Below are 19,402 nucleotides of genomic sequence, written 5' to 3' on the forward strand. Positions count from 1 at the left end.
ATGAGATCGCTGTGGGATCGAGAAATGATTGCCGAAGTGGCTCTACTCAGAACCATTTCCTCGGTTCAACGTATCGAACTTGTTTCGGACGTGATAAACGACACCGTCGCCTCGCTGCCTGATGCTGCCCGAGGGTTGCTTACCGGAGAGGCGGGAATTGCGGTCGAGGCGGCGATCCGCTCAATTCGTGCTGCCGTCAGCGGATCCAGCGACGGGGGACCGAACGACGAGATCTTCGATGAACTGATCGAGCTTTCCGAGGACTTCGACGTCCTGCCGTTGTGGCAACTCTTCATGGGCCTGTCGTATTGCGTTGCAGCGAATCCCCTCAAGATTGGAGTTGACAGCACCGAAGCGGTGCTGTCCGCTCTCTATGATGTTGTTCGGGACTGCGAGGACCTTCCTGAGTTTCCCGTCGGAACATCTGAGGACGTAGTCCTTGCTGTTGAGCTGGCGAATGACAGGTGCATGGGTGCGATCGCCCGCCAGAAGGAGTTAATCCGAGAAGCTGCCGGCCAAGGTTGAGAGTATCGGCGAAGACGATTGACGATCGCCGGCCGGCGGATAAGCGTCGAATTCGGATCTCAGCCTCGATCCACCGACGAGGTTGGCGCCGTAGCTCGGTGAATAGCTTTCAGTGCTGGTTGGTTGCGGGAATGCCGAACTCGCCAATGGCGTGATCGGTTTGCTCCGGGATGCGGTGAGTCGGGGTGGAGTCGGATTTGTGGCCTGTGGGCGGGTTGCCTGATTTTGGTGGTTTCGGGCTGTTCGGGCGGGTGTGGTCTGGACGGCGGTGAACAGGTTGTCGAACGCTGCCGGCCAGGGCCAGCGTTCGGGGAGGTGCAGGTGAACGGTCCGGGCTCGGTGCGCGAGGCGGTCGGCGACGTTGCTCGCCGTGGAGGCCGAGGCCCGCGGGGTGACCCTGGCGCTGGAGAACATGAACGTGCTGCCGGCCGAGGCGGAGATCCGCTATCTGGGCTGCACCGCCGCGGAGGTGCGCGAGATCATCGACGCCGCGGGATCGCCCGCACTGACGTACTGTGCCGATCTCGGCCATGCCCACCTGCTGCCCGGAGGCGTGCCGGAGTTCCTGGCGGCCGCCGGATCCCGGATCGGGCACGTGCAGCTGACCGATAACGACGGTGTGATCGACGATCATCTGCCGCTGGGCGCCGGCACGCTGCCGCTGCGGGAGACGCTGTCACTGCTGGACGGTGGGCCGTACCGGGGACCGATCGCGGTGGAACTGGACGGCGCCGCCGACCGGGAGGCCAGCCTGACCGCGATCCGTGAGGTGCTCGACGCCTTGGCGGCCCGGGGCTGAGAGCACCGTCCATGATCGAATCCAGGTCCCGCGAGGTCGCACGCCTGCCGGTTGGTGATCGCCTGCCGGGCCTGGGGCGCGCGCCGGGAGCACTCGGCCCGTGAGCGTGTGCACGGGCCGGCTTTCGCTGCTCGGCCGGGGCCTTCCCGTGCCCACCGCATTCGGCCCGGCGGTCGCCGGACGGTCCGTCAGTGGCGCGGACCTGGCGCGGACGATGCAGGGCGACCCGATCTACGGGGCCCGATCGGCGTATCCCCAACGTCTTCATCGCGACAGCCGACCGCCGGGAGACGGCCGCGGATCGGGAGGGAGCGCGGACCGGTGCCGGGCCCGGCGGGCGACGGTCCGCAGCGCCGCCTCGGAGGGTGAGTCCCGGTCGGCGGTGTAGACGACCAGGTGCCGGCCCGGGGCGGACGGGACGATCATCCGCTCGAAGGACAGCTCGATCCGGCCCGCGTCCGGGTGGTCGAAGGCCAGCCGCCCGCTGGTGTGGCCGCGCACGTCGTGCCGGGACCACAGCCGCCGGAACTCGCCGCTGGTCGCGGAAAGCTCGCTGACCAGGGAATTCAGGGACGGATCGGACTGATCGGCCAGCCCTCGCAGGCATGCCACCAGATCGGGGCGCGGATCGGGGCCGGGCGGGAGCGGGGCCCGGAACGCCTCCCGGACCAGGTTCACGCCGGGCCGGTGCAGTGGCGACAGATCAAGAGCGAGATCATTCGCCGCCAGTACGTCGAACAGATCGTTCTGCACGTACGCCGGGGTCTCCGCCCATGCCGCCAGCATCCGCAGCAGCCGGGGCGGCACCGACGGGTCCGGTGGCGGGCGGCCGGGCGCGGGCATCGTCAGCGCGAACAGGTGTGCCGTCGCCGCGCCGTCCAGCCGCAGCGCCCCGGCCAGAGCGGTCAGGATCTCCGCTGACGGCCGCCGGTCCCGGCCCTGTTCGAGCTGGAGGTAGTAGTCGGCGCTGATCCCGGCGAGCAGGGCCACCTCCTCGCGCCGCAGGCCGGGCACCCGGCGCCGGGCGGTCGACGGCAGGCCGACGTCGGCGGGGCGCAGCAGGGCGCGGCGGGCGCGCAGATACTCCCCGAGCGCCGTCACACGCCCACGATAACGCGCGCCGGCCCGCGCATCCTGGTGCTCGGCGTACCAGGATCATCAGCTCTCTGCACGGCTATCAGAAACGGTCGTAGCGTCCGTCGGCATGACAACGATCGTGATCACCGGGGCCAGCTCCGGCATCGGGGCGGCGGCGGCACGACGGCTGGCCGCGCGGGGGATGACCGTGGCCGTGGTGGGCCGTTCCGCGCAGGCCACCGCGGCGGTGGCCGCGGAGACCGGGGGCATCGGGTTCACCGTCGACTTCACCCGGTTCGACGACGTGCGGCGGCTCGCCGGTGAACTGCTGGACCGGCTGCCCCGGATCGACGTGCTGGCCAACAACGCGGGCATGGGCCCGACCGGGAGCAAGCTGACCGAGAATGGTCACGAGACCGGCGTACAGGTCAATTTTCTGTCGCCCTTCCTGCTGACGAACCTGTTGCTGGACCGGCTCGCCGAAGCACCGGACGCGCGAGTCGTCAACACGAGCAGCAGCCTGTACCGGTTCGGGCGCCTGGACCCGGACGACCTCGGCGGCACCGGCGGCTACGCGGGGGCGAAACTGGCCAACATCCTGCACGCCGCCGAGATCGAGAAGAGGACCCCGGCCAACGTACGCGCGGTGGCCTTCCACCCGGGAACGGTCCGGTCCGGGCTGGCCCGCCAGACCCCGGCCGTCGGGTGGGTGCAGCGGTCGGCGGCCGGGCGTCGGTTCACCAGATCGCCGGAGGAGGGTGCCGAACCCCTCGTCCACCTGGCCACCGTGGCGACTCCGGCCACCGGCTACTTCGACCGGCTCACCCCGCGGCCGGTGCGTCACCGGGCCGCGGCGGACCCGGCGTTCGGTGCCCGGCTGTGGGAGCGGGCCGCCGCGCTGACCGACTCCTGAGCGGCGTCCGGCGGTATCTCCAGGCCGTGGGTCAGAACGGTCAGACCGAGGGTCTGACCGAGACGGATCAGCGCCTCGGCGGTCGCTCCCACGGGTGGGGCGTCCAGCCGCAGGAAGTCCACCGGCATCGTGGACAGGGCCGTCAGGTCAGCGAACGAGGTGCCGAAGTCGCGGACGGCGATGCGTGCTCCGGCCGTACGCAAATCGGTCAGAAGGTCTTGATCCTGTGATGCTGACGGGACCTCCAGGACCAGGCCGGGCGCGTGGAATCCGGGGCGGCGCAACTGTTCGGAGTCCACCGCGACCACGGTGAACCCGCCGGCCGGCGGCGCGGCCGGCACCAGCGACAGCAACCGGTCGCCGAGCCGGGCGGTCGCGCCGGTCCGGGCCGCGACCGCCAGCAGCTCCGCCGACAGCACCCGGCCGTTCCAGCACAGCATCGCGTCCGCGCCGATCCGGTCACCGTTCAGGGAGAAGATCGGCCGGTACGCCACCGACAGCCGCCCGTCGTCCGGCGGCGCGTCCAGCAGCTCGCGCAGTTCGCTCTCCGGTCCCTGCTCCGGGGTGACGTCGGCGCCCAGCCCCGGATGCCACGCCTGCCAGCCGGAACCACGGCGCTTCACGTCGTACATCGCCACGTCCGCCCGGTGCAGCAGACCGTCCGCGCCGGTCTCACCCGGATCACTGACCGCCACCCCGATGCTCGCCGACGCGCTCATCGGCAGGTCACCGACGACGAACGGCCCGGCGATCGCCTCGGTGATCCGCTTCGCCACCGCGACCGCGTCAGCCTCCCCGGACACCGCCTTCACCACCACCGCGAACTCGTCCCCGCCCAGCCGGCCGACCATGTCGTCACCGCGGACCGCCCGCGACATGGCACCGGCCACCGCCACCAGCAGACCGTCACCGACCTGGTGGCCGAGGCGGTCGTTGACACCCTTGAACCCGTTCAGGTCGATCAGCAGCACCCCGGTCCGGCCGCCCCGGCGCAGCGCGTGGTTCAGCTCGTCGTGCAGGCGGGCCCGGTTCGCCAGACCGGTCAGCGCGTCGGTCTCGGCCGCCTCGGTGCTCTCCCGCTGCACCAGCAGCTGGCGGGCCACCACCATGCCGGTGATGCCCATCCCGCCGAGCACCAGGCCCGACCACGGGAACAGGCTACTCTCGTGGAAGGTGGCCACGGCCATCAGCGTGTAACCCACCCCGATGCCGAGATAGGGCAGCTTGCCGGCCACCCGGCGGCGGCGCGGGCCGTCCAGCGCGACCGGATGCGCCGCCTGCCGCCACAGTTCGATCAGAGTGCAGGCGAACAGGAAGTGGATGATCAGCCAGCAGGCGAAATCGAACGTGGTCCGCGGCACCACCGCCATGTGCGCCTGCGCCCAGCCCAGATAGGCGTCCGACCCCAGCAGCGACACCACACCCAGGCCGAGCAGCCACAGCGGCCGGGGGCCGATCAGGCCGGTACCCCGCAACAGCAGCCGGGCCAGCGCGAACAGCACCAGCAGGTCGACCACCGGATAGCCGGCCGCGGCCAGCACCAGGCCCGGTTTCGCCAGGTCGGCGGTGTTGTCCAGGGCCGGGCCGATCGCCACGTACCAGAGCACCATCGCCGCGCCGAGCACCACCGTGCCGGAGTCCAGCAGCAGCTTCCAGCTCTCCCGCTTGCCGGCCCGGCGCAGCGGCACCTGCAGCAGCCCGACGAACAACGCGATCATCGTGGCCAGGTGCATGACGTCGCCCGGCTGCGGGAACGCGGTGGTGCCGGTGACCGAGAAGGTCAGCGAGATGGACAGGATGAGCACGGCGGTGACGGTGAACGTGCGGACCGCCGGGCGCAACGGCCGGGCCAGGCCCGGATGCCGGTACGCCCGGAACCCGAACACCACCGCGACCACGTCGTAGAACAGCATGGCCGGCCCGGCGACCCGCCCGGCGGTGGTGAATCCGGTGAGCGCGACCGCGGCTACCCCGCCCAGCGCCACGGCGAAGATGGTGTACTGCACCGTGAGCCATTTGCCACCTGACAAGGATCTCTCCTTCCTCCCTGTGTTTCGGCCGTCGCCGCCACCCGGATGAGGTAAATCGATGGTCTTGACTGGGTGGCGGGTTCGGGGCAGCGTTCGCCTCATGGAGATCTCCCGTCGCGCCCTGATCGCCTCCGCTGCCGCCGCGTCCGCTGCCGCCGCCTCCGTCGTCGCCGGCGCCACCGTCGCCCCCGCGCACGCTCACGCTCGTGCCGGTGCGCGGCCCGTGGTCCGGCCACCGGCTCTGCGGCCCGGCGACCGGGTCCGGGTCGTCGCGCCCGCCGGGGTGCCGGACACCACCCGGCTCGCCCGGGGCATCCAGATCCTGGAGAGCTTCGGGCTGGTGGTGGAGACCGGGGCACACCTGTACGACCGGTACGGCTACCTGGCCGGCACCGACGCCGACCGGCTCGCCGACCTGAACGCCGCCTTCCGCGACCCCGGGGTGCGCGGGGTGTTCGCCGCCCGGGGCGGATACGGCACCCAGCGGATCATCGACGGCCTCGACCTGACGGCGGTCCGCCGGGATCCGCGCGTGTTCGTCGGCTTCAGCGACATGACCGTGCTCAGCGGCCGGCTCTGGACCGGCGCGCGCCTCGTCAGCTTCTACGGCCCGATGGTGGCCTGGACCGACTCCCGCACCGGCCCGGCCGAGATCGAATCCCTGCGCCGCGCGATCATGACCACCGACCCGATCACCCTGACCAGCGATCCGGCCGAGCCCAGCGCTGCGGTGTCGGTCCCCGGCCGCGCCACCGGACCATTGCTCGGCGGCAACCTGACCATGCTTCAGGCCGGTTTCGGTACGCCCGACATGTCCGATCTCCGCGGCGCGATCCTGGTGTTCGAGGATGTGGACGAGGCCCCGTACAGCTACGACCGGATGCTGACCCACCTGATCCGGTCGGGCGCCCTACGCCACCTCGCGGGCGTGGCGCTCGGCCAGTTCACCAACGCCCCGGTGACGGCCGGCCAGTGGACGGCCGCGCAGGCGGTCCAGGACCGTCTGGGAGGACTGGGCGTCCCGGTTCTGGGCGGCCTCCGCATCGGCCACGGCAACGGCCAGCTGACGATCCCCCTGGGCACCCGGGCCACCATCGACACGACCACAGCCACCTTGACCGTCCAGCCCGGCGTCGTAGCCCCGGACTGACCCCGCCCGCCTTCTCGGTTTCACGCACCGGCCTGTGCCACCAGTGCGGCGTGCGTACGGCGGCCGTCCTGTGCCGGGCGGCTCTGCCGTTCCACCTCGGTGAAGCCGGCCCGCGACAGCCGTTCCGCGAAGACGTCCATCGGCCACCGGTAGGCGGTGATCACCTTGTGCTCGAACGCCTCGACGCCGTCGACGTCCCTGCCGCCCTTGCCCTCCCTGCCGTCCTTGCCGTTCCCGCCATCCCTGCCGTCCCCGCTGTCCTCGCCCCTGAAGAATCCGGCAACCAGCACCCCGCCCGGAGCCAGCACCCGCCGCAATTCCCTCAGCACCCCGTCCAGTTCCGGCGGCGGCAGATGGATCAGCGAGTACCAGACCAGGATCCCCGCGACGGTACGGTCGTCAAAAGCGAGTTCCCGCATCTCACCGATCCGATAGTCGCCATCCGGATCAGCGCGCCGGGCATGCTCGACGAATTCGGGAACCATGTCGATCCCGACCGCCTCGACCCCCAGCGAGCGCAGGTATCCGGTGTAGTGGCCCGGCCCGCACCCCAGATCGAGCACCGTCCCGGGCCGTCGCAGGTGCCGCCCGACCAGGTCAAGATCGTCGGAGTGCACCTTGGCCGTACTGCCGAACAGGTCGATGTAGAGCCCCGACACCGACGAGTACGCCCGCTGAACCGCTACTTGGTGGGCCAGATGACCGTCTTCTCGATGAGTCCCCACGCGAGGAGGGTAGCGATGGTCAGTGGCGTCATCACGTACCACTCACCCAGCACCCCGAAATCACCCGACCGTCCCATCGTGTGCACCAGGCTGAACAGCGCGAACGGCACACACGCCAGCCCGACGGCGACCCGCCGCAGCCAGATGCGGGTGGTGCTGACCGGTGCCGTGGTTCCCTCGATCTCCATGACCGGAACTCTGCCATTCACTCCTTCCCAGCGGATCTGACGACAGCCGGATCCTCGCCTATACCCATGGTTATAGCCGTCGGTCGGGTGCTTCACGGTCGTCAAGTATCCGCCTGACGACCGTAGAGCGAAGCGTCGGTGGGTTTGGCCTCCGGAAGGAGCACACGTGACCGGATCTGCCGTTCTCATCGTCGGCGCGGGTGCCGTCGGTGTCTGATTCGGATACCACCTCCAACCGGCCGGGCCCGAACTGACGTTCCTGGTCCGGCCCGGCCGCACGGATGCCTTCACCCCACCTCTGCGGTTGTATGACTACAACGACTCGACCACGAAGACGCTCGACGGCTACCGAGTAGTCGACGACGCCACGGCTCCGCACGGCGAGCGCTTCGCGTTCGTGATCGTCACCCCGGACGGGCACACCAGCCGTACCAGGCGGGGCACCGCCGGCCCGCGCGGTCGGCGACCACGCGGTCTTCACCATCTACGCCGCCTGGGACGTCGCCGGTCGGCCGCCGATCGCCCGGGTCGTCGCCGACTCAGAACTGTGGCAACTCACCCTGCGCGCCCAGCGGGAGATCCCGCCGCTGCCCCGGCATGGTTGGTCTGGCCGGGTCGCCCTGATCGTGGGATCCCGGGTGACCGCTTCGATCCATCTCGGCCAGGAGACCAGGATGCATCCGCTGGATGTGGCCGGGTTCAACCGGTTCCACCATGGCGGGAAAGTCCGCGAACAGGATCCGGCGGTGCTGTGTGATCTCGTGGCCGAGGGCGATCGCTCCGGCCGGCCGGTGACCGCACTCCGGGCATTGGCCGGCCGTGTGGAGAACCGCACCGCAGCGCTGATCTGTCGTGTCTGACGGGTCGATGTGAACATGCGCCAACCATGCCGCGTTCGGGGCGGCGTGGCATCGGACCAGGGGATGAAGTTCCGGACGGCCCTTTGTCAGACCTGGGTATTAGGACCGCGGTCCGATGCCACGACCTCGTCCGCTGCCTAATCTCGACGCCATGCCCACCGAGACCCGCTCGGCGGCGCTGGCCTGGTGCGGCGCCGTCGTCTCCCTGCTTCTGATCCTTGCCGCCTCCGTCAACCCCTTCGACCAGGTGATGCAGTCAGCCCTCACCGTCGCGGGGCTTCTCCTGCTCATCGGCTTCGCCAGGCGGCAGCCGGCGGTGACGCTGGTGTCGCTGCTGTTGCTTCTCGCCGTGGTGATGCTCGACGGCCACGGGGGAGCGACGCATCGCCCGGTGCAGCTGCTTCTCGCCGCCGCCATCGTCGCGCTGGTGGGGCTCGCCGCCGCCGTGCGATCGGTCCGGTTCTCGGTCACCGCCACGTCTCTGGCGGCCGTCGGGGGCCTTCTCATCACACCCCTCGCCGAGATCGACGATCTGGCCAGCTTCGCGGTGATCCAGGTGCTGGTGATCGTCACCGCATGGGTGGTTGGGAACTCGATCCGGCAGCGAGCCGAGTTCGCCAGCGCCCAGCGCGTGCAGGACGAGGCGAGGGCCGTGCAGGCCGAGCGGCTGCGGATCGCCCGCGAGCTGCACGACATGATCGCGCACAGCGTCGGCGTCATCGCGATCCAGGCGGGCGCCGGGCGCCGGGTGATCGACACCCAGCCGGCCGAGGCCCGTGACGCGCTCGCCGCGATCGAGGACACCAGCCGGGACACGCTTGCGGCTCTGCGCCGGATGCTCGGCACGTTGCGGCGTTCCGATCCTGGGCCGGAGGCAGTCGATTACGCGCCGGCACCTGGTCTCACCGATCTCGGCGGTCTGGTGGCCCGCACTCGCGAGGCCGGCGTGCAGGTGCGGGTGGAGTGGCGTGGCAGCCGGGATCCGCTGCCGCCGGATGTGGATCTGTCGGCGTTCCGGATCGTCCAGGAGGCGGTGACCAACGTGATCCGTCACTCCGGGACCCAACGCTGCGACGTGGTCGTCGTCCGGGACGCCGCGGGTCTGACCCTCGCGATCACCGACGACGGCCAGGGTGGGCCGGTGGCGGAGAGTGGCCACGGCATCACCGGCATGCGCGAGCGTGTCGCCCTGCTCGGCGGCGATTTCACCGCGGGCCCGCATCCCGGCGGCGGATTCCAGGTCACCGCCCGGCTTCCAGTCCCGGCATGACGGACGCGATCTCGGTAGGGCGCGGTTCCGGCGTGGTTGACGTGGTCAGGGTGGGGCGGGGTTCCGGAGCGGCTGAGGCGGGCTGGGCAGGGCGCGGTCTCGGCATGGCTGACGTGGTCTGGGTAAGCCGGCGTTCCGGCGTGGCCGAGGCGGTCAGGGTGGGGCGGGGTTCCGGTGCGGCTGAGGCGTTCTCGGCAGGACCCGGTTCCGGGGTGGCCGAGGCAGTGCGGGCATGACTGACGTGAACAGTGATCTCAGGTGGATGGCGATAGGGAGAGCGGGTGGTCTGGTGAGTGTTCGGGTGGTACTGGCTGATGACCAGCCGTTGATTCGTAGGGGTCTGCGGGTGCTCATCGACAGCACTGAGGATCTGATGGTGGTCGGGGAGGCCGGGGACGGGGTCGAGACGGTTCGGCTGGTGCGGGAGCAGCGGCCCGACGTGGTGGTCATGGACATTCGGATGCCTGTCATGGACGGGATCGAGGCCACCCGGCATGTCGTGGCGGGGGTGGCTCCGGCTCGGGTGCTGATGCTCACCACGTTCGACGACGACGAATACGTCTTCGCGGCTCTTCGGGCCGGCGCCAGCGGGTTCCTCGTCAAGGACATGGCGCTGGACGACATCCTCGCGGGGATCCGGGTGGTCGCGGGCGGGGACGCGCTGATCGCGCCGAGCGTCACCCGGCGTCTGATCGAGCAGTTCGTCGGCCCGCCGGAAGAACCGCGCGCAGGACCAGGCGGGGAGCTGCGGCGAGAGACATCGGGGTCCACGCCCCGGGGATCGGGGTCCACGGCCCGGGGATCGGAGTCCACGCCCCGGGGATCGGAGCGCGGGCCGGAGTTGAGGGTGGGGCCTCGGCGGGTGGTTGACGGCGTCACCGAGCGGGAGCGGGAAGTGCTCACCCTGGTGGGGCTGGGCCGGTCCAACTCGGAGATCGCCGTCGCGCTGCACATCAGCCCGGCGACGGTGAAGGCCCACCTCTCGCGGCTGTTCACGAAGTTGAACGCTCGGGACCGCGTGCATCTGGTGATCATGGCGTACGAGATGGGTCTGGTGTCGCCTTAGCAGACCGAAAAATTACGCTTCCCGGCTCCGAAACTTTTGGAGAGTGGTGGCCGGATCGCAAACGGGTATCGATCGACACGACCGCCTTGAATCGTTGCATGCTGCTGTCTTGCCAGCTCAAGACGCTCAAGCGGGTTGATGTTGGGGGAGCGTTAGGTCGTGGTATTACCGAAACGTTTCCGGAAGTTGTTGACATCTGGTGGGGCTGCGGGCCACGATTCCGCAATGACGGCTCTCGATGGCCGTTCACCCCGCCATGTGGCACGGCAACGGTTCACGGTGGCTTTGTCCAGGTCGCCGGCACCACCCCGAGGTGTGTCTGTCGTGTCCATGGGGCTGTTCCCCGCCAGCCCTTCCCCAAGGAGGAAGCAATGTCCACCCAACCGAAACGTCAACGGCGAGGGCTCGCTCGCCTGTTCACCGCCGTCGGCTGCGCCATCGTCACCGCCGTGGCCGGCGTGGCGATGGCGGACGCCGCGCACGCCGAGGCCGACCGGACCGTCAGCTCCAACACCACCGGCACCCACAACGGCTACTACTTCTCGTTCTGGAAGGACAGCGGCAACGCGAGCATGACGCTGCGTGCCGACGGGCGGTACACCAGCAGTTGGGACCGCAGCACCAACAACTGGGTCGGCGGCAAGGGCTGGGCCACCGGCACCCGCCGGACGGTCACCTACTCGGGCACCTACAACCCGGGCAACAACAACACCTACCTCGCCCTGTACGGATGGACACGTAATCCACTCATCGAGTACTACGTGGTGGAGAACTTCGGCAGCTACAACCCGAGCAGCGGCGCCACCCGCCTGGGTACCGTCACCACCGACGGCGGCACCTACGACATCCTGCGCAGCCAGCGGGTCAACCAGCCGTCGATCGACGGCATCCAGACGTTCTACCAGTACTGGAGCGTCCGCCAGCAGAAGCGCAGCTCGGGCACGATCACCACGGCGAACCACTTCGACGCGTGGGCTCGTGCGGGGCTCAACCTGGGCACCAACCACAGCTACCAGGTGATGGCCACCGAGGGCTACCAGAGTCAGGGCAGCTCCGACATCACCGTCCGTGAGGGCAGTGGTGGCGGCACCAACCCGACGACCCCGCCGCCGACCGGCAGCAACTGCTCCGCGACCCTGTCGGCCGGTGAGCAGTTCGGCGACCGGTTCAACCTGAACGTGGCGGTCAGCGGCACCAGCAACTGGACGGTCACGCTCAACCTGAACGGCGGCCAGTCCCTGCAGAACAGCTGGAACGCAGCGGTCAGCGGCACGTCCGGCACGGTCACCGCCCGGCCGAACGGCAACGGCAACAACTTCGGCGTGACCGTGATGGCCAACGGCAACTGGACCTGGCCGACGATCACCTGCCGAGCCGGATGACCGAGCGGCCACCCCGATAGACCCGGCCACCCCGATAGGCCCGGCGATATCGCAGACGTGGGGGGGNCGTGGCGCGGCGGATCGGGCCGCCGCGCCACCGCCAACCGCGGAGGGGACACCATGACGATCGCCACCAGCGCCACCGGGGTCCGTACGATCCGGAACCCGGTGCTGCCCGGCTTCCACCCGGATCCGTCGATCCTGCGGGTGGGTTCCGACTACTTCATAGCGACGTCGACGTTCGAGTGGTACCCGGGAGTGCGTCTCCACCACTCGACCGATCTGGTCCGCTGGCGGCCGCTGGGTGGTGCCCTGACCGAGCGCAGGCTGCTCGACCTGACCGGGACCGACGACTCGTGCGGAGTCTGGGCGCCCAACCTGACCTGGGCGAACGGGCTGTTCCATCTGCTTTACACCGATGTGGCGACGTTCAGTGGCGGCTATTGGGATCCGCGGAACCACCTGATCACCGCGCCCAGCATCACCGGCCCGTGGTCGGAGCCGGTGGCCCTGCACGGCCGGGGGTTCGACGCGTCGCTCTTCCACGACGAGGACGGCACGTCCTGGATGCTGTCGATGCGCGCCGACTGGCGGCCGGGGCGGAACCGGTTCGCGGGCATCGAGATCCAGCAGTACGACCCGCGGGAGCGCCGGCTGGTCGGGCCGGACGGTCACCTGATCTTCGAGGGCACCGGGGCCGGGTTCACCGAGGCGCCGAACGTCTATCGCAAGGACGGCTGGTACTACCTGATCACCGCGGAGGGCGGAACCAGCTGGGAGCATCGGGTCACCGTGGCGCGGTCCCGGCACCTGCTCGGCGGGTATGAGGTGGATCCGTCCGGGCCACTGCTCACCTCGGCCGGGCGCCCGGATCTGGCACTGCAGAAGGCCGGGCACGGCAGTCTGGTCCAGACCCCGGCCGGTGACTGGTACCTGGCACATCTGGTGGCCCGCCCGTACGCGCCGTCCGGTCGTTGTGTCCTCGGCCGGGAGACCGCCCTGCAGAGACTGGAATGGCAACCCGGTGAATGGCCCCGCGTCCCCGGGGGTGTGCCCGCCGAGCAGGTGGCGGCGCCGGACCGGGAGCCGCGCGGCGAATCGGCCGACGGCCCGGAGGAGCGGGCCGCGGCCGGGTACCCGCGTAGGGAGACCGGGAACAGGAACGGGCACGCGAAGGCCGGGGGCGGCGGCAGCCGGGACCAGGCCGGGGGTGGCGACGGCTGGGCCGAGGCCGGGGATAGCGACAGGCGGGACCAGGCCGGAGGTCGCCACGGCTGGGCCGAGGGCGGGAGCACGGTTCGGTCCGTGGCGGGTGAGGGCAGGGACGACTTCGACGGGCCGGAGCTCGGGCCCGAGTGGTCGACGCTGCGCCGGCCGGCCGGGCCCGAGTGGATCGATCTGTCCAGCCGGCCCTCGCACCTGCGGATCCGGGGTGGACAGTCGCCGATGGCGCGGCAGCGGCCCAGCCTGGTGGCCCGGCGGGTGACGGCGGCGCGCTGCACCTTCGAGGCGGCAGTCGACTTCGAGCCGCGGAGCTTCCGGGAGCTGGCCGGTGTCACCGCGTACTACAACACCCGCAACTGGTACTTCCCGCACGTGACCGCCGAGGACGACGGCAGCCCGGTGCTCGGCGTGCTGACCTGCGACAGCGGGCGGGTGACGGCGGTGCCCGGCACCCGTGTGCCGCTCGGCGGGCAGGCCGGGGCGGGCGCCGGTGGAGACGGCGGCCCGGACCGGCGGGTGGGGCTGCGGATCCGGCTGGACGGGCCGAGCCTGACTTTCGCGTACCGCATAGGCGACGGGTCCTGGAACGACCTGGGCGGGACCTTCGACGCCACCACGCTGTCCGACGAGTACGCCGCGACGATCGTCCCGGGCGAGCCGGAGGCCTGGGGATTCACCGGCGCGTTCGTCGGGCTCTGGGTGCAGGACCTGGGCGCCGAGGGCTGCCACGCCGACTTCGACCACGCCACCTACCGCACGGACCCGACGGAGAGATGAGGTCCGATGAACCGATGGAGAGATGAGGTCCGATGAGAAGACTGCTGGCCGCCGTCATGGCGTTGAGCGTGCTGGGCACGGCTGCCTGTAGTGGCGGTGATGAGGAGGACAGCGGCGGCAGCGTCGCCATGGACTTCTGGCACAACGCCACGCCCGGGCCGGGCAAGGCGTTCTGGGAGAAGACCGTCGCCGACTTCCAGAATGCCCACCCGGGCGTCACGATCAAGATCCAGCAGGTGCAGAACGAGGATCTGGACGGCAAGCTGCAGACCGCGCTGAACTCCGGCTCGGCACCCGACATCTTCCTTCAGCGCGGCGGCGGGAAGATGGCCGCGATGGTGGAGGCCGGCCAGCTCAAGGACATCACCGGCGACATCAGCGCGGAGTCGAAGGCGGCGGTCGGGGAGGCCGCGCTGAAGACCGCGCAGATCGACGGCAAGGCGTACGCGGTGCCGGTCTCGATCCTGCCCGGGGGTCTCTGGTACAGCAAGGATCTGTTCGCGAAGGCGGGCGTCACCACCCCGCCGGCCACGCTGGACGAGCTGAACGCGGCGGTCACGAAGCTGAAGGCCCAGGGCACGCCGATCGCGCTCGGTGGCAAGGACGCGTGGCCGGCCGCCCACTGGTACTACTTCTTCGCCCTGCGCGCGTGCAGCCCGGCCGCCCTCGACACGGCCGCGAAGGACAAGAACTTCGGCGACGCCTGCTGGACGAAAGCCGGGCAGGATCTGAAGGCGTTCGCGGACACGAAGCCGTTCCACGACGGGTTCCTGACCACCTCCGCGCAGCAGGGCGCGGGCAGTTCGGCCGGTCTGCTCGCCAACCACAAGGCGAGCATGGAGCTGATGGGCGCCTGGGATCCGGGGGTGATCGCGTCCCTGACGAAGGATGCCAAGCCGCTGCCTGACCTGGGATTCTTCCCGTTCCCGGCGGTGCCCGGCGGGCAGGGTGACCCGGCCGCGATCATGGGCGGGACGGACGGTTACTCGTGTGCGGCCGAGGCGCCGAAGGAGTGCGCCGACTTCCTCAACTTCATCCTGACCAAGGACGTGCAGGAGGGCTACTACAAGGCGTTCAACTCGCTGCCGGTCAGTAGACAAGCGCAGGGCGCGGTCACCGAGGACTACCTGAAGGCGGTTCTGGAGGCCTACAACCAGGCGCCGTACGTGTCCCAATGGCTCGACACGATCTACGGCCAGAACGTCGGCAACGCACTCAACGTCGGTGTGGTGAACCTGCTCGCCGACAAGGGTGACGTCGCCGGGATCATCCAGGCCGTGAACGATGCCGCGAAGAAGGGCTGACCGCCGCCGCGTCGGGTGGGCTCAGCGCGCGGAGATCACCGTCCTGGCCGGGCCGGCGATCCTGATGTTCCTCGGGTTCGTGATCCTGCCGGTGCTGATGGCCGCCCACTACGGCTTCTACCGGTGGAAGGGCTTCGGGCCGCCGACCGATTTCGTCGGACTGGACAACTACGTCACCATCCTGCAGGACCGGCTGTTCCACGAGGCGCTGTGGCACAACGCCCAGATCGTGGTGCTCTCGCTGGTCCTGCAGGGCCCGATCGCCATCGGTCTGGCGCTGCTGCTCAACCACCGGATGCGCGGGCAGTCGGTGATCCGGGTGCTGATCTTCGTGCCGTACGTGATCGCCGAGGTCATCGCCGGGACGGCCTGGGGACTGCTGCTGCAGACCAATGGGGCGGTCAACGGCGTACTCCAGTCGATCGGTCTCGATGTCTTGACCCGGGACTGGCTGGCCGATCCGGATCTCGCCCTGTGGACCCTGATGATGATCCTGACCTGGAAATACGTGGGGTTCGCGGTGATCCTCTTCCTGGCCGGCATGCAGAACATCCCGCAGGAGCTGGCCGAGGCGGCGGCTGTCGACGGCGCGTCCTACTGGCAGACGCAGCGGCGGATCACCCTGCCGCTGCTCGGCCCGACCATCCGGATCTGGGCGTTCCTGTCGATCATCGGCGCGCTGCAGTTGTTCGATCTCGTCTACATCATCTGGGGGCAGTACGTCGCGTCGACCGCCGGCACCTCGACGATGGCGACGTACATGGTCACCGAGGGCCGCAACGCCGGCAACTACGGGTACGGCAACGCCGTCGCCGTCGTCCTGTTCACCGTCTCGATGTTCATCGCGCTGGTCTACCAGCGTTTCGTCCTGCGCCGCGACACCGAGGGCGCCCTCACCGAAGGCCGGTAGGAGATGCCCCTCGTCTACGTCGCCGCCCTGGCCCTGATCGGGCTGATGCTCGGGCCGGTGCTCTACATCATCGTCGGCGGGTTCCGGACGAACTCGCAGCTCACCGTCGATCCGGCCGGGCTGCCCGACCCGTGGGTGCCGGGCAACTACACCGACGTGCTGTCCGGCGACGTGTTCTGGCGGCAGGTCGGCAACTCGACGATCGCCGCCGTCGCCACCACCATCGGGGTCGTCACGCTCGGGGTGATGGCCAGTTACGTGCTGGCCCGGTACGACTTCCGGGGCCGGTCGGCGATGTACGCGCTGTTCGCCGCCGGGCTGATGTTCCCGATCACGGTGGCGATCACCCCGCTCTACCTGCTGATCAAGAACCTGGGACTGGTGAACACTCTGCCCGGGGTGATCCTGCCGCAGATCGCTTTCGGACTGCCGACCACGATCATCATCCTGGTCCCGTTCCTGCGTGCCATCCCGAAGGAGATCGAGGAGGCGGCGGCCATCGACCGGTGCGGCCGCCTCGGCTTCTTCTGGCGGATGGTCCTCCCGCTGTCCGTGCCGGGCCTGATCACCACCGGGATCCTGGCCTTCGTCAGCAGCTGGAACAGCTACCTGCTACCGCTGTTCATCCTCAACGACCAGGACGCGTTCACCCTGCCGCTCGGGGTGCAGGCGTTCGCCTCGCAGTATTCGGTCGACACGGCGAAGGTGCTCGCCTTCACCTCACTGTCGATGGTGCCCGCGCTGATCTTCTTCAGTCTCTTCGAACGCCGCATCGTCGGTGGCCTGACCGGGGCGGTCAAGGGGTGATCCGAACCGGTCAGCGGGTGACCTGCCCCGGTCACCGAATGGCCCGAACCGGTCAGCGGATGGCCCGCCCCGGTCAGTGGGTGGCCCGCTCCCGTCAGCGGGTGGCCCGATTCGGTCAGAAGATGATGCGGCTCGCGCGCGGGCGATCTCCGGATGATGCGCCACCGCCCAGCCGGCGAGCGCGTGCACCGGCTCCAGCAGGCTGTCCCCGAGCGGGGTCAGCCGGTACTCCACCGACGGCGGCACCGTCGCGAAGATCTCCCGCTCGACCAGGCCGTCCGATGCGAGATGACGGAGGGTGCGGGTGAGCATGCGCTGACTGATGCCGTCGATCGCCCGGTGCAACTCGTTGAACCGGTACGGCCGCTGCCCCAGCAGAGTGATCAACAGCAGTGCCCACTTGTCACTCAGCAGGCGCAGCACATCGGTGACCGGGCATGCCGCGTACTCCCCGGCCGGAACCGGGGTGGGCACACTCATGTGCGTTCTTACGTCGTCCGGCGACACCTGTCCATGATGACGGACATGGGTGTCGTGGTGATCAGCGGCGGTACGAACGGAATGGGCCGGGAACTCGCGCGGACCCGGGCCGAGCGCGGCGACCGGGTCCTCGTGCTGGGGCGGGACCGGGAACGCGGGGCGGCCCTGGCCGGCGGCCGGATCAGCTTCCACCCGGTGGACCTGTCGAGCCTGGCCGAGAACCGGCGGATCGTCGACGAGATCCTCGCCGGGTTCCCGGTGGTGGACGCGCTCGCGCTGTTCGCCAACCGGATCGAACCGCGCCGGGTGCTCACCGAAGACGGACTGGAGCGCACGTTCGCGCTCTACTACCTGAGCCGCTACCTGCTCAGTTTCGGACTCCGCCCGGCCCTGGACCGGGCCGAGTCACCGGTGATCGTCAACGTGGCCGGCGTCGGCGTGCGTAGAGGCCGAGTGCACTGGGACGACCCGACACTGGCCGCCGATTACTCGACGGTCACCGCACAGTTGCAGGCCGGGCGGGCCAACGATCTGCTCGGCCCCGGGTTCGCCGCGCGGTCCGGGAGCCGGGCGCGGTATGTGCTCTACCACCCCGGTTTCACCAGGAGTGGTGATCGCGGGCCGCTCCCGGCCGTACTGCGCGGGCTTCTCGGCGCGCTCGCGGCGGTCGCCGCCCAGCCGGTGGCCAAGGCGGTCGGCCCGGTCCATGATTTTCTGGAGACACCCCCGGCCGAACCGCTGACCGCGATTGATCGGGGGCGGCGGCTTCCGCTCGACCTGCCCACCCTGAACGTCGACGACGCCGAACGGCTGATCGACCTGTCCGAGCGGATTCAGCGGTCGAAGTCGAAGTAGCGGTAGTCGTGACGGCTGCGGTCGTAGACGGCGCGCAGCCACGGCTGCCGGACCTCGGGCCGCCGGGCCAGCACCCGGAAGAAGGTCGGGTCGTCCGGAAAGAACAGCCCCGGAAGCAACTCGGCCTTCGCCTCGGGCGGCAGCGGGACCGAGCGGCCGGCCGGCCTCGGATCACGGTGGTACGCGAGATGACTCCAGACGTCCCAGGCCAGCGGGACCGGCTTCACCGGCGGATCCACCGGCCAGATCTCGCCGGTCTGTGGATGCACCGGGACCAGGGCGAAGTCACCGTCGGCAGCCGCCCGGCCGGGCCCGGCCAGGGTGAGGGTGCGCTCCGGCCCCGAGCCGGCCAGCCGGTCGAGCACGGGCCGGAAGATCGCGGCGGTCAGCGGATCCGGGATCCGGATCCGGGCACCGCCGGAGACCGCCAGCAGGTGAGCCGTCGCGGCCCCGGCGGCCACCGTCCAGACGTGGTTCCAGTAGCCCTCCGGCTCGGCCGGCGGGATGCCGGGCCGATGCTCGGCCAGGTCCGTCCAGCTCAGCGGCGGATGGGGGCCGGGACCGTCGTCGATCACCCGGGTGGCCCGCGGATCCAGCCACACCTCCCGCGGATAGCCGCAGTCGTCGGCCCAGGCGGCCACCGCTGTGCCGCACGCGGCGCAGACCGTGTTGAGTTGATAGCCGGCGAGTCCACAGCATCCACCGTCACCGTCGCGCGCCGGATCGATGACCATGCCGCGCACGTCTCCCGGCGTGAGCAGCACCCGCCCGGCCGGTCCGCCGGAGATCCCGGACCGCGGTGCGTACCAGCCGAGCGCCTCGGCCTCACCGCCGGCGAGCTGGTCCCACCGCCGGAACGGCGGGCCGCAGGGCAACGGATCCACCGCGTACGTACGGGGCTCCAGCACCGGATCATGCGAGCCCGGCCCGTACGAACTCCGGTGGGACGCGTGCTCGGGCAGCGTCACCGGGGACACCGGAACCGACAGGGCGGCCCCGCAGGCACCACAACCGAAAACCGTCATACAACTCCCCGATGCCGACTCGGGTCGATCTAACC

18 protein-coding genes and 1 pseudogene are annotated in these 19,402 nt (G+C 70.0%); 13 read left to right on the forward strand and 6 right to left on the reverse strand.

Annotation, left to right across the window (positions count from 1 at the left end):
• Nucleotides 1-24 precede the first annotated feature (24 nt).
• Both ACQ0O7_RS28785 and ACQ0O7_RS28790 read left to right on the forward strand, forming a co-directional pair.
• Entirely contained in the window at nt 25-525 is a 501-nt protein-coding gene (locus tag ACQ0O7_RS28785; RefSeq protein ID WP_430786310.1) for a hypothetical protein, read from the forward strand.
• 346 nt (nt 526-871) lie between these two features.
• Nucleotides 872-1,324 (forward strand): annotated as a pseudogene (locus ACQ0O7_RS28790) (sugar phosphate isomerase/epimerase family protein); the annotation flags it as partial.
• Nucleotides 1,325-1,588: 264 nt separating this feature from the next.
• On the opposite strand, the gene ACQ0O7_RS28795 reads toward ACQ0O7_RS28790, so the two are convergent.
• Nucleotides 1,589-2,425, reverse strand: coding sequence for a helix-turn-helix domain-containing protein (locus ACQ0O7_RS28795; RefSeq protein WP_430786312.1), 837 nt, complete (start codon nt 2,423-2,425; stop codon nt 1,589-1,591).
• A 103-nt stretch (nt 2,426-2,528) separates the two neighbouring features.
• Here ACQ0O7_RS28795 and ACQ0O7_RS28800 point away from each other — a divergent pair, with 103 nt between their 5' ends.
• Nucleotides 2,529-3,314 (forward strand): SDR family NAD(P)-dependent oxidoreductase, encoded by a 786-nt coding sequence (locus ACQ0O7_RS28800; protein ID WP_430786314.1) that lies wholly within the window; start codon nt 2,529-2,531, stop codon nt 3,312-3,314.
• On the opposite strand, the gene ACQ0O7_RS28805 is transcribed toward ACQ0O7_RS28800, so the two are convergent.
• Entirely contained in the window at nt 3,242-5,344 is a 2,103-nt protein-coding gene (locus tag ACQ0O7_RS28805) for a diguanylate cyclase domain-containing protein (RefSeq protein ID WP_430786316.1), read from the reverse strand. The two genes, ACQ0O7_RS28800 and ACQ0O7_RS28805, sit on opposite strands and share 73 nt — an antisense overlap.
• A gap of 100 nt (nt 5,345-5,444) precedes the next feature.
• Here ACQ0O7_RS28805 and ACQ0O7_RS28810 point away from each other — a divergent pair, with 100 nt between their 5' ends.
• Entirely contained in the window at nt 5,445-6,494 is a 1,050-nt protein-coding gene (locus ACQ0O7_RS28810; protein ID WP_430786318.1) for a S66 peptidase family protein, read from the forward strand.
• Nucleotides 6,495-6,514: 20 nt separating this feature from the next.
• Here the strand turns inward: ACQ0O7_RS28810 and ACQ0O7_RS28815 are convergent, their stop codons facing one another.
• Together ACQ0O7_RS28815 and ACQ0O7_RS28820 are read right to left on the reverse strand one after the other, a co-directional pair.
• Complete coding sequence (locus ACQ0O7_RS28815; protein WP_430786320.1) at nt 6,515-7,219, reverse strand: class I SAM-dependent methyltransferase; 705 nt, start codon at nt 7,217-7,219, stop codon at nt 6,515-6,517.
• Nucleotides 7,177-7,407, reverse strand: a complete 231-nt coding sequence (locus ACQ0O7_RS28820; RefSeq protein WP_430786322.1) for a hypothetical protein — start codon at nt 7,405-7,407, stop codon at nt 7,177-7,179. The genes ACQ0O7_RS28815 and ACQ0O7_RS28820 overlap by 43 nt, the downstream gene beginning before the upstream one ends.
• Nucleotides 7,408-8,045: 638 nt before the next feature.
• On the opposite strand from ACQ0O7_RS28820, the gene ACQ0O7_RS28825 reads away from it, so the two are divergent.
• The 8 genes from ACQ0O7_RS28825 to ACQ0O7_RS28860 all read left to right on the forward strand — a co-directional run bounded on the left by ACQ0O7_RS28825 (nt 8,046) and on the right by ACQ0O7_RS28860 (nt 17,007).
• Complete coding sequence (locus ACQ0O7_RS28825) at nt 8,046-8,267, forward strand: hypothetical protein (RefSeq protein ID WP_430786324.1); 222 nt, start codon at nt 8,046-8,048, stop codon at nt 8,265-8,267.
• Nucleotides 8,268-8,418: 151 nt separating this feature from the next.
• A complete protein-coding gene (locus ACQ0O7_RS28830) occupies nt 8,419-9,537 on the forward strand; it encodes a sensor histidine kinase (protein WP_430786326.1) in 1,119 nt (372 codons plus the stop codon).
• 289 nt (nt 9,538-9,826) lie between these two features.
• Complete coding sequence (locus ACQ0O7_RS28835) at nt 9,827-10,603, forward strand: response regulator (protein WP_430786328.1); 777 nt, start codon at nt 9,827-9,829, stop codon at nt 10,601-10,603.
• Between the two features lie 371 nt (nt 10,604-10,974).
• Nucleotides 10,975-11,985: a glycoside hydrolase family 11 protein gene (locus ACQ0O7_RS28840; RefSeq protein WP_430786330.1), complete on the forward strand. Its 1,011-nt coding sequence runs from the start codon at nt 10,975-10,977 to the stop codon at nt 11,983-11,985.
• A 120-nt stretch (nt 11,986-12,105) separates the two neighbouring features.
• The gene (locus tag ACQ0O7_RS28845) at nt 12,106-13,986 is read left to right on the forward strand and encodes a glycoside hydrolase family 43 protein (RefSeq protein ID WP_430786332.1); all 1,881 of its coding nucleotides are present in this window, start codon (nt 12,106-12,108) and stop codon (nt 13,984-13,986) included.
• Nucleotides 13,987-14,018: 32 nt separating this feature from the next.
• A complete protein-coding gene (locus ACQ0O7_RS28850) occupies nt 14,019-15,290 on the forward strand; it encodes an ABC transporter substrate-binding protein (protein ID WP_430786334.1) in 1,272 nt (423 codons plus the stop codon).
• Nucleotides 15,271-16,200, forward strand: coding sequence for a carbohydrate ABC transporter permease (locus ACQ0O7_RS28855; protein WP_430786336.1), 930 nt, complete (start codon nt 15,271-15,273; stop codon nt 16,198-16,200). Before ACQ0O7_RS28850 ends, ACQ0O7_RS28855 begins: the two co-directional genes overlap by 20 nt.
• Nucleotides 16,201-16,203: 3 nt before the next feature.
• The gene (locus ACQ0O7_RS28860) at nt 16,204-17,007 is read left to right on the forward strand and encodes a carbohydrate ABC transporter permease (RefSeq protein ID WP_430786338.1); all 804 of its coding nucleotides are present in this window, start codon (nt 16,204-16,206) and stop codon (nt 17,005-17,007) included.
• Here the strand turns inward: ACQ0O7_RS28860 and ACQ0O7_RS28865 are convergent.
• On the reverse strand, nt 16,921-17,487 hold the full coding sequence (locus ACQ0O7_RS28865; RefSeq protein WP_430786340.1) for a winged helix-turn-helix transcriptional regulator: 567 nt from the start codon (nt 17,485-17,487) through the stop codon (nt 16,921-16,923). The genes ACQ0O7_RS28860 and ACQ0O7_RS28865 overlap by 87 nt on opposite strands.
• 45 nt (nt 17,488-17,532) lie before the next feature.
• On the opposite strand from ACQ0O7_RS28865, the gene ACQ0O7_RS28870 reads away from it, so the two are divergent.
• Nucleotides 17,533-18,342: an SDR family NAD(P)-dependent oxidoreductase gene (locus ACQ0O7_RS28870; protein WP_430786342.1), complete on the forward strand. Its 810-nt coding sequence runs from the start codon at nt 17,533-17,535 to the stop codon at nt 18,340-18,342.
• Here the strand turns inward: ACQ0O7_RS28870 and ACQ0O7_RS28875 are convergent.
• The gene (locus ACQ0O7_RS28875; protein ID WP_430786344.1) at nt 18,321-19,367 is read right to left on the reverse strand and encodes a hypothetical protein; all 1,047 of its coding nucleotides are present in this window, start codon (nt 19,365-19,367) and stop codon (nt 18,321-18,323) included. The genes ACQ0O7_RS28870 and ACQ0O7_RS28875 overlap by 22 nt on opposite strands.
• Nucleotides 19,368-19,402 lie beyond the last annotated feature (35 nt).

This window comes from Actinoplanes sp. G11-F43 (genome assembly GCF_050589265.1).
Classification (GTDB): domain Bacteria; phylum Actinomycetota; class Actinomycetes; order Mycobacteriales; family Micromonosporaceae; genus Actinoplanes.

Bases quoted from the DNA above. Each gene is read 5' to 3' on its own strand.
- ACQ0O7_RS28785 (WP_430786310.1), top strand. From the start codon at position 25: ATGATTGCCGAAGTGGCTCTACTCAGAACCATTTCCTCGGTTCAACGT.
- ACQ0O7_RS28800 (WP_430786314.1), top strand. From the start codon at position 2,529: ATGACAACGATCGTGATCACCGGGGCCAGCTCCGGCATCGGGGCGGCG.
- ACQ0O7_RS28810 (WP_430786318.1), top strand. From the start codon at position 5,445: ATGGAGATCTCCCGTCGCGCCCTGATCGCCTCCGCTGCCGCCGCGTCC.
- ACQ0O7_RS28820 (WP_430786322.1), bottom strand. From the start codon at position 7,407: ATGGAGATCGAGGGAACCACGGCACCGGTCAGCACCACCCGCATCTGG.
- ACQ0O7_RS28830 (WP_430786326.1), top strand. From the start codon at position 8,419: ATGCCCACCGAGACCCGCTCGGCGGCGCTGGCCTGGTGCGGCGCCGTC.
- ACQ0O7_RS28840 (WP_430786330.1), top strand. From the start codon at position 10,975: ATGTCCACCCAACCGAAACGTCAACGGCGAGGGCTCGCTCGCCTGTTC.
- ACQ0O7_RS28845 (WP_430786332.1), top strand. From the start codon at position 12,106: ATGACGATCGCCACCAGCGCCACCGGGGTCCGTACGATCCGGAACCCG.
- ACQ0O7_RS28850 (WP_430786334.1), top strand. From the start codon at position 14,019: ATGAGAAGACTGCTGGCCGCCGTCATGGCGTTGAGCGTGCTGGGCACG.
- ACQ0O7_RS28855 (WP_430786336.1), top strand. From the start codon at position 15,271: ATGCCGCGAAGAAGGGCTGACCGCCGCCGCGTCGGGTGGGCTCAGCGC.
- ACQ0O7_RS28860 (WP_430786338.1), top strand. From the start codon at position 16,204: ATGCCCCTCGTCTACGTCGCCGCCCTGGCCCTGATCGGGCTGATGCTC.
- ACQ0O7_RS28865 (WP_430786340.1), bottom strand. From the start codon at position 17,487: ATGAGTGTGCCCACCCCGGTTCCGGCCGGGGAGTACGCGGCATGCCCG.
- ACQ0O7_RS28870 (WP_430786342.1), top strand. From the start codon at position 17,533: ATGGGTGTCGTGGTGATCAGCGGCGGTACGAACGGAATGGGCCGGGAA.
- ACQ0O7_RS28875 (WP_430786344.1), bottom strand. From the start codon at position 19,367: ATGACGGTTTTCGGTTGTGGTGCCTGCGGGGCCGCCCTGTCGGTTCCG.